This is a genomic window from Rothia nasimurium (assembly GCF_014217215.1).
In the GTDB taxonomy this organism is placed as follows: Bacteria; Actinomycetota; Actinomycetes; order Actinomycetales; family Micrococcaceae; genus Rothia; species Rothia avistercoris.
In genome coordinates this window covers 1,790,110-1,804,987 of record NZ_CP056080.1, presented here as the reverse complement: position 1 = coordinate 1,804,987, position 14,878 = coordinate 1,790,110, and the positions used below count along the sequence as shown (strand labels likewise).

15 protein-coding genes are annotated in these 14,878 nt (G+C 60.9%); 11 read left to right on the top strand and 4 right to left on the bottom strand.

The features are described from left to right. Positions 1–73: 73 nt before the first annotated feature. From rbfA to HWU94_RS08180, 5 genes are all read left to right on the top strand, one after another. Positions 74–511: a 30S ribosome-binding factor RbfA gene (gene rbfA / locus HWU94_RS08200; protein WP_185173286.1), complete on the top strand. Its 438-nt coding sequence runs from the start codon at positions 74–76 to the stop codon at positions 509–511. A 3-nt stretch (positions 512–514) separates the two neighbouring features. Further along, a complete protein-coding gene (gene truB, locus HWU94_RS08195) occupies positions 515–1,558 on the top strand; it encodes a tRNA pseudouridine(55) synthase TruB (protein WP_185173285.1) in 1,044 nt (347 codons plus the stop codon). Positions 1,559–1,564: 6 nt separating this feature from the next. Next, positions 1,565–1,939, top strand: a complete 375-nt coding sequence (locus tag HWU94_RS08190) for a hypothetical protein (protein ID WP_244955936.1) — start codon at positions 1,565–1,567, stop codon at positions 1,937–1,939. Between the two features lie 98 nt (positions 1,940–2,037). After that, on the top strand, positions 2,038–2,460 hold the full coding sequence (locus HWU94_RS08185) for a hypothetical protein (protein ID WP_185173284.1): 423 nt from the start codon (positions 2,038–2,040) through the stop codon (positions 2,458–2,460). An 80-nt stretch (positions 2,461–2,540) separates the two neighbouring features. Beyond that, entirely contained in the window at positions 2,541–3,497 is a 957-nt protein-coding gene (locus HWU94_RS08180; RefSeq protein ID WP_185173283.1) for a bifunctional riboflavin kinase/FAD synthetase, read from the top strand. Between the two features lie 68 nt (positions 3,498–3,565). Here the strand turns inward: HWU94_RS08180 and HWU94_RS08175 are convergent, their stop codons facing one another. From HWU94_RS08175 to HWU94_RS08165, 3 genes are read right to left on the bottom strand one after another with little or no spacing between them, the layout of a single operon-like run. Further along, positions 3,566–4,390 (bottom strand): aldo/keto reductase, encoded by an 825-nt coding sequence (locus HWU94_RS08175; protein ID WP_185173282.1) that lies wholly within the window; start codon positions 4,388–4,390, stop codon positions 3,566–3,568. Positions 4,391–4,426: 36 nt separating this feature from the next. Continuing rightward, positions 4,427–5,188: a 5'-methylthioadenosine/S-adenosylhomocysteine nucleosidase gene (mtnN, locus tag HWU94_RS08170; RefSeq protein ID WP_244955935.1), complete on the bottom strand. Its 762-nt coding sequence runs from the start codon at positions 5,186–5,188 to the stop codon at positions 4,427–4,429. Next, positions 5,167–5,649, bottom strand: coding sequence for an S-ribosylhomocysteine lyase (locus HWU94_RS08165; protein WP_185173281.1), 483 nt, complete (start codon positions 5,647–5,649; stop codon positions 5,167–5,169). Before HWU94_RS08165 ends, mtnN begins: the two co-directional genes overlap by 22 nt. Before the next feature lie 88 nt (positions 5,650–5,737). Here HWU94_RS08165 and HWU94_RS08160 point away from each other — a divergent pair, with 88 nt between their 5' ends. The 5 genes from HWU94_RS08160 (at position 5,738) to HWU94_RS08140 (ending at position 11,668) form a co-directional block, all read left to right on the top strand. Further along, positions 5,738–6,040, top strand: coding sequence for a hypothetical protein (locus HWU94_RS08160; protein ID WP_185173280.1), 303 nt, complete (start codon positions 5,738–5,740; stop codon positions 6,038–6,040). Positions 6,041–6,236: 196 nt separating this feature from the next. After that, positions 6,237–6,506 carry a 30S ribosomal protein S15 gene (rpsO, locus tag HWU94_RS08155; RefSeq protein WP_135012745.1) on the top strand — a complete coding sequence of 90 codons (270 nt, stop codon included), beginning with the start codon at positions 6,237–6,239 and terminating at the stop codon, positions 6,504–6,506. A gap of 234 nt (positions 6,507–6,740) precedes the next feature. Further along, on the top strand, positions 6,741–8,969 hold the full coding sequence (locus HWU94_RS08150) for a polyribonucleotide nucleotidyltransferase (RefSeq protein WP_185173279.1): 2,229 nt from the start codon (positions 6,741–6,743) through the stop codon (positions 8,967–8,969). 114 nt (positions 8,970–9,083) lie between these two features. Beyond that, positions 9,084–10,415 (top strand): pitrilysin family protein, encoded by a 1,332-nt coding sequence (locus HWU94_RS08145; RefSeq protein WP_185173278.1) that lies wholly within the window; start codon positions 9,084–9,086, stop codon positions 10,413–10,415. Positions 10,416–11,104: 689 nt separating this feature from the next. Further along, on the top strand, positions 11,105–11,668 hold the full coding sequence (locus HWU94_RS08140; protein WP_185173277.1) for an endonuclease domain-containing protein: 564 nt from the start codon (positions 11,105–11,107) through the stop codon (positions 11,666–11,668). Between the two features lie 156 nt (positions 11,669–11,824). On the opposite strand, the gene HWU94_RS08135 is transcribed toward HWU94_RS08140, so the two are convergent. Beyond that, the gene (locus tag HWU94_RS08135) at positions 11,825–13,783 is read right to left on the bottom strand and encodes an acyltransferase family protein (protein WP_185173276.1); all 1,959 of its coding nucleotides are present in this window, start codon (positions 13,781–13,783) and stop codon (positions 11,825–11,827) included. Between the two features lie 338 nt (positions 13,784–14,121). On the opposite strand from HWU94_RS08135, the gene dapB reads away from it, so the two are divergent. Further along, positions 14,122–14,877, top strand: coding sequence for a 4-hydroxy-tetrahydrodipicolinate reductase (dapB, locus tag HWU94_RS08130; RefSeq protein WP_185173275.1), 756 nt, complete (start codon positions 14,122–14,124; stop codon positions 14,875–14,877). Position 14,878: the final 1 nt, after the last annotated feature.

The following is a 14,878-nucleotide window of genomic DNA, read 5'->3' as shown; positions in this document are numbered from 1 at the left end:
CAGCAGCTTCGTCGCGAACCCTAGGGTGCCTTTACACATAAACATAGAAACCTCTCTAGAGAAGGAGAACATCATGGCAGATCCGGCACGCGCCGCCCGCCTAGCCGACCGCATCAAGGTCATCGTTGCCCAGGCCCTCGAACGCCGCATCAAAGACCCCCGCCTCGGCTTCATCACCGTCACCGACGCCCGCGTCACCAACGACCTCCAGCACGCCACCATCTACTACACTGTCTTCGGCTCCGAAGAAGAGCAGGCTTCCACCAAGGCTGCCCTCGAATCAGCCAAGGGCATCCTGCGCTCAGAGGTCGGCAAGAACATCACCGCGCGCCTGACCCCCACCCTGACCTTCGTCCCAGACGAAGTACCCGTCAACGCAGCCCACATTGAAGATCTGCTGCGTAAGACTAAGGAACGCGACGCCGAACTGGCCGCCGCCCGCGAAGGCGCCGAATACGCCGGTGGCGAGGACGCCTACAAGAGCACCGAAACCGAGGAAGACGAAGCCTAAACCGTGGCCAAAAAAGCACCCACCGGGCCCTCGGGCCTCATCGTCGTTGATAAACCCGCCGGACTCACCAGCCACGACGTGGTCTCCAAAATGCGGTGGATCGCCGGTACCCGCAAAGTCGGGCACGCCGGCACCCTCGACCCCATGGCCACGGGGGTGCTCATCCTTGGCGTCAACAAGGCAACCCGTCTGCTCACCTGGGTCGTAGGGGAGACCAAGACCTACACCGCCACCATCCGCCTCGGCGTCTCAACCCTCACCGACGACGCGGACGGCGAAGCCACCGCCATCGCTAACGAGGGCGCACTGGCCGGTATCAGCAAGGACGCCATCAGGCAGCACATTGCGGAACTCACCGGCGACATCATGCAGGTACCCTCTGCCGTCTCAGCCATCAAAGTCAACGGGGTACGCTCCTACGCCCGCGTGCGCTCAGGGGAAGAAGTCGAACTCGAAGCCCGGCCCACCACCGTGCACTCCTTCGAGCTGCACGAGGCTCGCCCCGTCACTGCCACCTACCAGCTGGGCGAAGAAGAGGTGAGCACCAGCGTCCTCGACCTTGACGTCACCGTTGTCTGCTCAGCAGGCACCTACATCCGTGCCTTAGCCCGCGACCTCGGGGCAGCCCTAGGAACCGGAGCCCACCTCACCGCCCTGCGCCGCACCGCCATCGGCGAAATCCGCGCCGAAGACGCCCACACCCTCGACGAACTGATTGCCGGGCGAGAAGCAGAACAGGCAGCTCCCCTGCTACCCATCGAAGAAGCCGCCCGCCGCCTCTTTGCCGTCCGCAATCTCACCGCAGCCGAAGCCACCGACCTCGCCAACGGCCGCCGCATCACCCCCACCGAAGGCAGCCTCGCCACCACCGCCCCCAAAACCGGCTCCACCGGCGGGCACGACAAACCCACCACCACCGGCCTCACCGCAGCCTTTGCCCCCAACGGCACCCTCGTCGCCATCATCGAAAACACCCGCTTCCGCCGCGAAAACGTAGCCGCCCCCGTGCTCGTCTTCGAAGCCGGAACAACCTTCAAGGAAAACTAACCCGTCATGATGATCGCCGGACTCGACCTCTGGTTCTGGGCCATAACCGCGCTCGGCCTAGCCTCCTTCCTCATCTGTCTCATCCGCTTCCTGCGCGGAGCAGCCCCCGACGACTGGTCACAAGGCTCCGTTATTCTCCTTGAAGCTTTCCTCATCATCTACCTGGTCGGCTCCATCATCATGCAGGTCACAACGGACGGCCCCAGCGGTGACTGGCTCGAATACTACGGCTACCTGCTCACCGCCATGATTATCCCCGTCGGCACCTTCATCTGGTCGCTCTCCGAACGTACCCGCTGGTCAACCCTGGTGCTGGGGCTAACCGGGCCGGTACTGATTATCATGGTGCACCGTATGAATATGCTCTGGTACTACTACTAGGGCGGTTCGGCAGAGACACATAAGCGCAGGACGTGCGCTCAAGGCCAGAAACGCCCGTAAGAGCAGCATCAACATTGCATGGGAGATGGAAGAAGACAATGAACCAAACACAGAACAAAGCCTCCGCTACAAAAAATAGCGGCTTTGGCCGCCTGCTCGTCGTCATCTACGGCGTCTTTACCCTGTCGGCGGGGGCCCGGGCCCTCTACCAGGTTATCCGCAAGTTCGATGAAGCCCCGCTGTCTATCAGCCTTTCAGCACTCTCAGCCCTCATCTACCTGGTTGCCACTATCGCTTTGGCTAAGAAAGGGGAGGGGGCATGGAAAATCTCCCTGGCCGCCGTCAGCATCGAAATGGCCGGCGTGCTCCTCATCGGCATCTTCTCCTACCTGCAACCCCAGCACTTTGAGCTAGCCTCTGTCTGGTCCCACTTCGGATCCGGTTACGGCTACATCCCCCTGATCCTGCCCATGGTAGGCCTCTGGTGGCTCAACAAAACCCGCCCCAGCCGCACCCGCTAACCACCGGCGTCCGCCTGGCCTCAGCAGAAGGCTCCAAATACGCGTAGTATAGACACGAAGCAACCCAACCGAGGAGCACAGTGAAGCGCTTTACCGATCTTGCCCAGATCCCCGCCGACTTCGGCCCCACCGTGGTCACCATCGGCAACTTCGATGGCGTGCATATCGGCCACCAAAAAGTGCTCTCCACCCTGGTCAACACAGCCAAGGTACACGGCCTTTCCTCCGTAGCCGTCTCCTTCGACCCCCACCCCGCCCGCGTCCACGGCCCTGCCGGGGTACACATCGAAATCATGGGGCAGGATGGCCGCCAAAAAATCCTCGCTGGCCTCGGCGTCGACTACTACCTGCTGCTGCACTACAACCTTGCCTTCGCCGCCCAAACCCCCGAAGAATTCGTCAAACGAACCTTCGTCGATGCCCTCAACGCCAAATTCGTGGTTATCGGCGATGACGTCCGCTTCGGTACCAATAACTCCGGCGACCTCAACACCATGAAGGAACTCGGCCAAAAATACGGCTTTGAGGTACTCGTTGTTGAAGACTTGCTCGCCCACGATGACCGCCGCTGTTCATCAACTTCCATCCGGCAGCTGCTCGCCGAAGGGCGGGTGCGCGACGCCGCCTCTATTCTGGGCCGCAACCACTACATGAGCGGTGAAGTCGTGCACGGCGCTGCCCGCGGCCGCGAACTCGGCTTCCCCACAGCCAACATGGACGTCGACTCCGTCGGCCTCGTACCCGGCGACGGCGTGTACGCAGGCTGGCTGATTGACGAGGACGGAACCCGCCACCCCGTCGCCATTTCGGTGGGCACCAACCCCACCTTCGAAGGCATCACCACCCGCCAGGTCGAAGCTCACGTCATCGGCCGCCCCGAAGAGAAGGTCGAAGACTTCAACCTCTACGGGCAGCACGTCACCCTAGAATTCGTCGACTACATGCGTGGCATGGTTGCCTACACCGGTGTAGAGGCACTGATTGAGCAGATGCACGCCGACGTTGAACAGGCCAAGGCCATTCTCGGCATCGGCTAGAGAACATACAAAAAGTTCCCGGAATAAGAACTCTTATTCCGGGAACTTTTGTAGCATTAGCCCAGATACTACATTTCTTCGTGGGTATTCGGGTCAAACCCGCGGCCTACGCCAGCTTCGAGTGCATCGATGCGGGCGATTTGGTCGTCGGTGAGTTCCCAGTCGAAGACTGCCAGGTTTTCTTCCATACGCAGGGTGTTGGAGCTCTTGGGCAGGGGTACCAGGTTCTTCTGGACCTCCCAGCGCAGTATCACCTGGGCTACAGTTTTACCGGTCTCGGCGGCGATGGTCTCGAGGGCGGCGTCCTTGAGCAGGTCGGTTTTGCGGCCCAGGGGTGACCAGCACTGGGTGAGAATGGCGTGGTCGAGGTTGTAGGCTGCCCAGTCCTGTTTCTGGGAGTAGGGGTGCAGCTCGATCTGGTTGATGGCGGGGGTTACGCCGGTTTCTTCAATCAGACGGTCGATGTGCTCGGGTAGGAAGTTAGAGACACCGATGGACTTCACCAGCCCCTCTTCCTGGGCTTTGATGAGAGCCCGCCAGGTGTCGACGTAGAGCCCCTGGGAGGGGTTAGGCCAGTGGATTAGGTAGGCGTCGAGGTAGTCAAAACCCATACGGCTCAGGGTGCCTTCGAGGGAGCGGAGGGCTGGCTCGTAACCGTGGTCGCGCCCCGGCAGCTTGGACTGCACGAAAATTTCATCTCGTGCAGTGCCTGAGCGCAGGACGCCGCGGGCAACACCCACCTCGTTCTCATAGTTCACCGCGGTGTCGATAAGGCGGTAGCCGCGGGCGATGGCCTCAGAGACGGCGACTTCGGCATCTACGTTGTTGAGCGGGTAGGTGCCTAAGCCCAGGGGCGGGATTGAGGTGCCGTCGCGCAGGGTATGGTTTTGCATTGGTTTTCCTCTCGGGTGGAGCGGGGCGGACGCGGGTTAGCGGCTGAGCAGGTCAAGCACCAGGGTGGCGCTTCGTTCGGCCACGATGGGGGCGTCCATGTGGAAGTCCTGGTCGGCTGCCGGGCCGCAGAGGTCAGAGATACCGCGTACCGCGATGAAGGGCAGGGAACGACTGGAGCTAATCTGGGCCAGAGCGGTGGTTTCCATGTCGGTGGAAAGCGCCTGGGGGAAGAGCTGGCGGGTGTCTTTGACGTTGTGGGCGGTAACAAAAGACCCACCGGCCAGCATCTGCCCAAAGAGGGCGCTGCCTTCACCGGTGTAGGCCGCCGCGGCAGCGCGGGCCTTCTCAACCAGCACCGGGTCGGTGGCGTAGGTTGCGGGCATGCCGGGAACCTGCCCGAACTCGTAGCCGAAGGCGGTGGCGTCCGCGTCCGTGTAGGTGTAGTCGGTGCCGATAGCTAGGTCGCCCACATTCACGTCGGCGCGTAGGCCGCCGGCGGTACCGGCAGACACAATGACGCGCGGGGTGGGCACCAGCGCCAGGGCAACAGACAAGGCCGTGGCGGCATTGACCAGGCCAATCTTTGAGCGCACCAGCAGAATCTTTAGCTCATCAGTACCGGTGGCAAGCACCCGGGGGTAGAAGATGGCCTCACCCAGGGCGTAGGCCTCACCGACCGGCTCGGTCTTGGTGAGGAAGGGGGCAGCCTCTTCGTCCATGGCTACCTGCACGATGGCGGCGTTATCAAAGCCGCCGGGAAGAGCAAAAGCCGACACTAGGCCATCACCTGCTCCCACTCGTCCTTCTTCTCGAGGAAAGCACGAACCGCAGCCTGGGCCTCGTCGAGGGAGTGGTTAGCGCCCCAACCGCACTGAACCTCGTTAGCGGCCGGAACCTCATCGGCCTCCAGCAGGTCATTCATCGTAGCCTCAAGAATCTGCATAAAATCGGCAGGCTCAACACCCAGGGTCAGGGCGTAGAAACCGGTCTGGCAGCCCATAGGGGAGAAGTCAATCAGAGCGTCGGTGTGATTGCGCATGTGGTGGGCGGTCATGTGCTCAATCGAGTGAACCGCCTTCATGCCCAGGTGCCCCTTGTTCGGCTGGGTGAAACGCACATCGTACTTAATCAGGACGTCCCCACCCGGCAGGGTCTTACGGTCAGCTACACGCACGTAGGGAGCCGCCACAGCGGTATGATCCAGGTCGAAAGACTCAACGTTAGTCTTCTGCTTCTCAAAATTCTCAGTGATTTGCATGCTTACTATTCTCTCGTACTTAGGGAACTCGCGCTAGCTGGAGGAGTAGGCTAGGACATAAGTGTTCACGAACGATTGGAGTACTTCCATGAACGTACTGATTCCCACCGCTGCTGCCTCAGCCGGCCTGATGGGCGGCTACAAGGTTGCCCGTGTTACTAACGTCCGCGCCCTGGGCGGGGTCGCCCTAGCCGCTGGTGGCGCTGCTGCCTTTGCCGGCTGGAAGAAGAACGCCGGAACCGGCACCGCTGTTGCCCTCACCGCCGTCTACCTCGGCGCCTTCGGCTACTCCCACGCCCTGCACAAGAAGATTGGCCCCTGGCCCGCTGTGTGCGCCGTTACCGGTGCTACCGTGCTCGCATCCCTAGCCTTTGGCCGCGAAAAGAAGTAGCCCGCAGGTGAGCAAGCTACCACCGGGGCCTCTCTTCCCGGTGGCTGGCTTGTGCTGTAGAGTTGACTATGCATGTGACTGCAGTCCGTGGCAGTTATCTGCAGCGGGAAAGCCGCCCACCGGCGTCCTTGCCCCTCCACCCGGCAGCAAAAATGTTGACCGGGCCGCACACGGCACTAACTCTAGGAGTTAACCCATGGCTCTTGATCCCAAGATCAAGCAGGAAATCATGAAGGAATACGCAACCCACGAAGGTGACACCGGTTCACCCGAGGTTCAGGTTGCAGTTCTGACTCGTCGTATCACCGACTTGACCGAACACCTCAAGTTCCACAAGCACGACCACCACTCACGTCGTGGTCTGATGATTCTCGTTGGTCGCCGCCGCAACCTGCTCGGCTACCTCAAGAGCGTCGACATCGAGCGTTACCGCGCCCTCATCGAGCGTCTCGGTATCCGCCGATAACACCAGGTTTGTGAGCGTGAGGGCGACACCGAAACCCGCGCATCCGGCTTACTAGTCGGACGCCGCTGGTCGAGGGTGACGCCCTCACCCACACCTACCACCTACAGAATAGAAATAAGTCGCCGCGTGCTTTGACGGTCCTCGGTAGCGGTTTACAGAAAGCCCCATTGGCGGGGTCTGTGAGCCTCAATCGATGACCGAAGGCGCGGCGCAGACAACAGAAATGGAGGAACCTTGGAAGGTCCCGAAATTCAGTTTGCAGAAGCAATCATTGACAACGGCAAGTTCGGTAAGCGCGTAGTACGCTTCGAAACCGGCCGCCTCGCCAAGCAGGCCGCAGGCTCTGCCCTGGTCACCATCGACGACGACACCACCCTGCTCTCAGCCACCGCTATCGGCAAGAGCCCCCGTGACGGCTTAGACTTCTTCCCCCTGACCGTAGACGTTGAAGAGCGCATGTACGCAGCCGGTAAGATCCCCGGCTCCTTCTTCCGCCGTGAAGGCCGCCCCTCAACCGAAGCGATCCTGGCTGCCCGTCTGATCGACCGCCCCCTGCGTCCTGCCTTCAAGAAGGGCATCCGCAACGAGGTGCAGGTCGTTGTCACTGTGCTCACCATTGAGCCCGACGAAATCTACAACACCGTAGCAATCAACGCAGCGTCCTGCTCTACCACCCTCTCCGGTGCCCCCTTCGCGGGCCCCGTCGGCGGTGTGCGCGTTGCCCTGATTGACGGCCAGTGGGTTGCCTTCCCCAAGCACTCCCAGCTTGAAAACGCTGTCTTCGATATGGCTGTAGCCGGTCGCGTTGTGACCAAGGCTGACGGCACCAAAGACGTCGCCATCATGATGGTTGAGGCAGAAGCTACCGATAACTCCTGGAAGCTCATCAAGGAAGACGGCGCCACCGCACCGACCGAAGAAGTTGTTGCTGAGGGCCTCGAAGCTGCTAAGCCCTTCATCGCTGCCCTCTGCAAGGCCCAGGCTGACCTGGCTGAGCGCGCCGGCAAGCCCGCTCTGGAGCTGCCCATCTTCGGTGAGCGTGCCGCAGAAATCGACGAAGCCGTCAAGGCTTTTGAACCCAAGATCGTTGAGGTCTACTCCATCGCCGGTAAGCAGGACCGCGAAACCGCGTCCGCTGACCTGCAGCAGGAAATCGTAGAGTCCCTCGCCGGTGAAGGTAAGGAATTCGAGGGCCGCGAGGACGAAGTCAACGCAGCTTTCAACGCCCTGACCAAGCACGTTGTGCGTCAGCGCATCCTCACCGACCAGGTCCGTATCGACGGCCGCGGCTTGACCGATATCCGTCAGCTCACCGCTGAGGTTGAGGTACTGCCTCGCGTCCACGGCTCTGCCATCTTCGAACGCGGCGAAACCCAGATCATGGGCGTCACCACCCTGAACATGCTCAAGATGGAGCAGCAGCTGGACTCCCTCTACCCGGTCAAGTCCAAGCGCTACATCCACCACTACAACTTCCCGCCCTACTCAACCGGCGAAACCGGTCGCGTGGGCTCACCCAAGCGTCGCGAAATCGGCCACGGTGCTCTTGCCGAGCGCGCGATCACCCCGATCCTGCCCTCACGCGAAGAGTTCCCCTACGCTATCCGTCAGGTCTCTGAAGCCCTGGGCTCCAACGGTTCTACCTCCATGGGTTCCGTCTGTGCCTCCACCCTCTCCCTGCTGAACGCCGGTGTGCCCCTGCGCGCACCCGTCGCCGGTATCGCTATGGGTCTTGTCTCTGATGAGGTCAACGGCGAAACCCGCTACGCAGCCCTCACCGATATTCTCGGTGCTGAGGACGCCCTGGGCGATATGGACTTCAAGGTCGCAGGTACTTCTGAGTTCGTGACCGCTATCCAGCTGGACACCAAGCTCGACGGTATCCCCGCCTCCGTTCTGGCCGGCGCCCTGACCCAGGCCCGTGAAGCCCGCCTGCACATCCTCGAGGTCATCAACGCAGCTATCGATGCACCCGACGAGATGAGCGACTACGCACCCCGCGTCATCTCCATCCAGGTCCCCGTCGCCAAGATCGGTGAGGTCATCGGCCCCAAGGGCAAGATGATCAACCAGATCCAGGAAGACACCGGCACCGACATCTCCATCGAGGACGACGGCACCGTCTACATCGGCGCTACCGATGGCCCCTCTGCCGAAGCAGCCCGCGCAGCAATTAACGCGATTGCTAACCCGCAGGTTCCCGAGATTGGGGAACGCTACCTGGGTACCGTCGTGAAGACCACCACCTTCGGTGCCTTCGTCTCACTGACCCCCGGTAAGGACGGCCTGCTGCATATCTCCGAGCTGCGCAAGCTCAACGACGGCAAGCGCGTGGACGACGTTGAGGACGTCGTCGGCGTAGGCCAGAAGGTCCAGGTCGAGATTTCCAAGATTGACGACCGCGGCAAGCTGTCCCTGGTACCCGTCGTAGCCGAAGGCGAAGAGAGCGGCGACGAAGAGTAATGACCGCTCCGTAGCTTCTACCGTACGAAGCAGATAGAGGGGGCAGACACCCGGTGTCTGCCCCCTCTTACTCGTTCAATTTCTTACTTTCCCCATCAGAAAGACCTGACTGATATGCCTGTCCTTCTACCCCTTGAAACCGCTGACCTCACCGACGAGCTCAACTACCGCACCGGCCGTCTCATCTACGCCGGTGGGGGAGGCAACGAAGTACGCCGTTCCGTGCTGCCGGGCGGCGTCCGCGTCATCACCGAGCGCATGCCCTCCCAACGCAGCGTCTCCATCGGTTTCTGGGTCGGGGTAGGCTCCCGCGACGAACAGCCCGGCATGCTAGGCTCCACCCACTTCCTCGAACACCTGCTCTTCAAAGGCACTGAAAATCGCACCGCCCTCGATATCGCCCATGCCTTTGACCGGGTAGGCGGCGAATCCAACGCCCTCACCGCCAAGGAGCACACCTGCTACTACGCCCGCGTGCTCGATGAAGACACCCCCATGGCTATCGACGTCATCGCTGACATGGTTACCGGCGCCAAGCTCGACCCCACCCTGCTGGAACAGGAACGCGGCGTCATCCTCGAAGAAATCGCCATGGACCAGGACGACCCCACCGACGTCGCCTTCGAATCCTTCATCGAACAGCTCATGGGCAACAACCCGCTGGGCCGCCCCATCGGCGGCACCCCGCAGGAAATCACCGACGTCGCCCGAGACAAGGTCTGGGAACACTACAAAAAGTTCTACACCCCCGACCGCCTGGTTATCTCAGCAGCGGGCAGCCTCAACCACTCCGAAATCGTCAACCTGGTGCTTGAGTCCCTAGCCAATCGCGGCTGGGACCTCACCGAAGAGGCCCTGCCAGCCCCGCGCCGCGTCCGCCACCAGAGCGACATTGTGCCCGGTGCCCGCGAAAAAACACTTGAAAAGGGCTTTGAACAGACCAACATCGTGATGGGCTGCCCCGGCCTCATCGCCGGCGACGAGCGCCGCTACGCCATGAGCGTGCTCAACTCCGCCCTGGGAGGGGGAATGTCGTCCCGTCTCTTCCAGGAAATCCGCGAAAAGCGCGGCCTCGCCTACTCCACCTTCTCCTTTACCGGATCCTACTCAGACGCCGGCTACTTCGGCATGTACGCTGGCTGCCTGCCTGCCAAGGCAGAGCAGGTCACCGAGCTCATGCGCTCTACTTTTGACGAGTTTGTACGTGACGGTATCATGCAGGAAGAACTTGAGAAGGTTGTTGGGCAGCTGGGCGGCTCCACTGTACTGGGCAGTGAGGACGCCGGCTCCCGCATGAGCCGCCTGGGCCGGGCCGAGCTGGACTCGGGTAAGTTCCTCTCGATCGATGAGCTACTCGATGGTGTTCGATCAGTAACCGCCGACCAGGTCAACGACCTCGCCCGCTACCTGGCAGACCAGGAGTGGGTCACCACCATCGTCAAATAAACTTTAGGGAGGGCGCCTGCTTATCTGCGGGCGTCCTTCTTTTTGCGCTCTCTACGGGCACCTTGCCACTTTGTACCGCGTCCTGCCCACTTTTGGGGCTAAATCTGGGCAGCATGTGGTACAAAGTGAGGGGAATGCAGGGCAAGCGGACAACCCCTCCCCGAAGCGGGTAAACGACAGCCTGTCAACCCCTGTGAACGGAAGGCGAAACAAAGCGTCTTCACTTCACCAAAAGAACGCCCCAAAGATCCCTGGCTAGGCCCAAGATTCTTATCCGCTATCCACAGATTACCGAGTAGTAGAAAATCTCATACTGGGTGAGCCAAACTCACCCTATGCGGATCGCTGAACCTCTAACCTTCGTTTCCACCCGCGCCGAACTTGTAGCCGCCGGCCTATGCAACTCCACCATCACACGCAAAATGCACCGCGGCGAGCTCGTGCAATTACGCCCCGGCATATTCTGCCCAAGCTCTATCTATAACTCTCTGCGACCAGCCGAGCGATACCCCTACGCCATAGCTGCCTACGCAAAACAGAACCCTGATGCTATCTTCAGCCACAGGAGCGCTGCCTGGCTCCATGGCCTTAGCGTCATTGCTTCAGAGAACCTGGTCGATATTCTGGCTGGCTCGAATACTCGAGGCCGCGCTCAAGGAATCATCAAGCATTACACTGTAAAACCTTCTGTGCCTATCGCATACATATCAGGAACAGTGCGAGCAACTAGCCTGCTACAGACACTCGATGACTGTGCGAGATACCTGGAGCTGAGCGAATCGGTGTGCATTATCAACTCGGCTTTGAATCGGCAGCTTACAACGAGTGAAGCTTTAGAAGAGCGGCTGTATAGGCTCAAGGGCCGGGGAGCACGCCGAGCGCGGGCTACACTTCCGTATCTCAGTAGCCTGTGCGAAAGCCCCGGTGAAACTCTTCTATTGATCGCAATTATTGACGGTGGTCTACCGAGACCTGCACAGCAAGTAAACGTAGTGGTTGGAGGTAGGGTATATAGACCTGATTTTCTGTACGAGGATGAGAAGGTCATTGTTGAGTTTGATGGCCACATCAAATACACGGACTACGGGCCTACTGATCGGGCTGTTATGTCAGAGCGCAAGCGTGAGAAACAGCTGCAGAATCAGGGCTGGATTGTTCTTCGGTATAGCTGGGCGCAGGTGAGAAACCATCCGGAGCAGGTAGCCAGTGAAATTGCTGCAATGCTTGAACTGCGCAGAGGGGCGCCGCTCTAGCTACTTTGTACCGCGTCCTGCCCACTTTTGGGGATAAATCTGGGCAGCACGTGGTACAAAGTGAGGGGAAAAGCGGGCAAACGCGGGAAGGACGCCGGGAGCCGGGGAACAGCCCGTGACACGGCACAGACCTGACGGCCCGGCCCTGCAACGACCTTATCCCGCCAGCGCCTTCGCCACAGCGTCCTTGACGGTCTGGGCGTAGGCGGTCAGGCCTTCATTTTGCGGGTGCACGCCGTCGGAGACCAGGTACTCGGGGTGGCCCTTGGCCGCTGCCTGCCAGTCGGCAATAAAGACCGTATCGGGGTTCTGCGCCGCGAACTCGCGAATCACCTGGTTAGAGGGCTCAATCCAGGTTAGGTTTGCCGGGCCAACGCCGGTTACCAGCACAATCTTGCGCTCCCCGTTAGGCGACACTGATGCCTTGAGCTGTTCTAGCTGATCTACGGTGAAAGTAGAGTTGGCGGTTACCGACAGTACAAGTACATCGCGCATCTGCCCCGAATCTACCATCTGCTTCACAACGGGCAGGGCAGCTGCGCTGGTGCGGGAAACTTCCGCATTGACCAGGGCCTGGGGCATAGCCTCGCCCAGGGCAATCGAAGAAGCCAGCGTGACCGAGTCACCCACAATCGTCACCTGGGACCCATCAACAGCGGCCACCTTCGAAGCGGAGGCGCTGGGGGAGGGGCTGGCGCTTTCCGTCGGTTCAGCTGAAGCGCTGGCCTCAACTGGTGGGCTGGGAGCAGTTGATGCGGTAGTCGGCTGGGGTGCAGGCGCGGACGCCTGCGCGTAGTTGGCACCGGCTGCCACCACGGCTTCAGCCTGGGTCATGGCAGGTGCGGTACGTAGCGCAAAAACGGTGGCAATGAGGGTTACACCGGCAAGGACGGCTGCGCCCACCGGCAGGGCCCGGCCAGTCGGTGCCACCATGGCTGAGAACCAGGCTGATAGTGCCCCGCGGAAACCCAGATGCCGAACAGGCTGTTCCACATACATATACGACAGCCCCGCAACGATGAGGGTCAAGAACAGCACACCGACGTTCACCCAGGGGGAGCGCGCCGCGCCAAAGGTGTAGTGGGTGAGCACCATCAGGGGCCAGTGCCAGAGGTAGATACCGTAGGAGCGCTGGCCAATCCAGCGCAGGGGAGCTAGGGACAGCAAGCCCCGAAAGAGCCCGGAGGTGCCGCCACGGACGTCCGGAAGCAGGGCCTGAATAATACCCATACCCAAAAGAGAACCCACCAGCAGGCCCCAGGGCATGAGCCAGGAGCTGTGGTCTGAAAGGGTGAGTGCAAAGGGAATGACGGCGACCAGGCTCACCCAACCGACCAGCTGGCGCAGCCAGCCCCAGATACCGTTGCCGTAGCCGACCAGGGGGTAGAGGCGGTCATCAACGGGCGGGTACATGGACCAGGGAATCATCATGGCCAGCAGGACGCCCAGCATCAGGCCGTAAAGGTGGGTATCGGTGCCGTAGTAGAGGCGGGTGGTGGAAGCACCCAGTAGCCCCAGTACGACCGCAGCCAGCAGCGACAGGGCACCCAAAACGCCAGGAACAAGAGCCCGCTGCCACCACTTGGCAGTAAACATAAAGACAATGACCATCACCACGGGCCAGAACAGGTAGAACTGCTCTTCAACCGCCAGCGACCAGAAATTGGTCATGAGCTCAGGGGAGGTTTGCGTGAAATAGTCGTTACCGGCCCAGATCAGCAGCCAGTTCGACGAGTAGGTAAAAGCACCGAGAATCTGGCGGCCCAGGCCGACCTGCGCGTCGCCGCCCACGAGCAGGGCTAAAGAACCTACTACCAGGGTCAGCAGGGCAAAAGCCGGTACCAGGCGGCGCAGACGCCGCACCCAGAAAGAAACGATATCCATCTTGCCGGTGTAGGCACCCTCGCGCAGTAGTAGGGCAGTAATCAGATAACCCGAGATAACGAAGAAAATATCAACGCCAATCATGCCCCCGGGCAGGTACTGGGGCCAGAAATGGTACACCAGCACCAGCAGCACCGCGATAGCGCGGACGCCGTCGAGACCGCGCAGGACAAAGCGTCGCTGCCCCTCGTGGGGGTGCACGGCAGAGTAAAAAACGTGATCGTCTTTCATAGTTCCCTTGGGTTGGTGAGCTGGGGTGCAGGCGCACCTTTCTAGTGTAAGAGCTGGCAGGCTTTTCTTGTGTCGCACCCGCCGGGTCTTTTGGCACTCAGCGAGCCGAAGGCGGTTTCGGATGCTGGAATACCCCCGCCTACTTTGGGGTATTGGCGCAGGTGAAAGGACGCTTGGGTGCGGCAGAGCGTGCAGCGAGGCTACCCCGTTCGCTAGAGTAGTGTGATGTGGCTTGTTGATGCGATACGTGCGCCAGCCGGTGCTGTGCGCGTGAGCGAGTACCGCCAGGTGCCGCTTGGCACCCAAGCTAATGGACTAACTAAGGGGTATATAGAGGCATGAGCAAGATTTGGAAGGTCGCTGTTGTAGGCGCTGCTGGTCGTATGGGGTCAGAGGCAGTGAAAGCGGTCAACACCGCAGAAGATATGGATCTGGTAGCCGCCCTGGGCAACGGGGACTCCCTGGACCTACTGGTTGAATACGGCGCCGACGTCATGATCGATCTGACCGTTCCCTCCGCTACCGAAGCGAACGTACGCTTCGCCGTTGAGCACGGCATCCACGCGGTGGTCGGCACCACCGGATGGAATGAAGAGCGTCTTGCTTCCCTTGAAGCCCTGCTCGCCGAGGACCCCCGGGTGGGCGTGCTGATTGCCCCCAACTTCGCTATCGGTTCTATCCTGGCCACCGAGTTTGCAGCTAAGGCTGCTAAGTTCTTTGAATCGGTTGAGGTCATCGAGATGCACCACCCCAACAAGGTGGATGCCCCCTCGGGTACCGCCGTCCACACCGCCCACAAAATTGCAGCAGCCCGCGCCGAAGCCGGTGTGCCCGCCTCACCCGACGCTACCGAAACCGATGAGGGCGGCTCGCGCGGCGCCAAGGTGGCCGGGGTTAACGTGCACGCCGTCCGCCTGCGCGGTCTGACCGCCCACCAGGAAATCCTGCTGGGCGACGCCGGCCAGCAGCTGGTCATCCGCCACGACTCCTTTGACCGCACCAGCTTCATGCCCGGCGTCCTGCTCGGCGTCCGCCAGGTTGAACAGCACCCCGGCCTCACCGTAGGCCTTGACCGCTACCTCAACCTGGACTAAT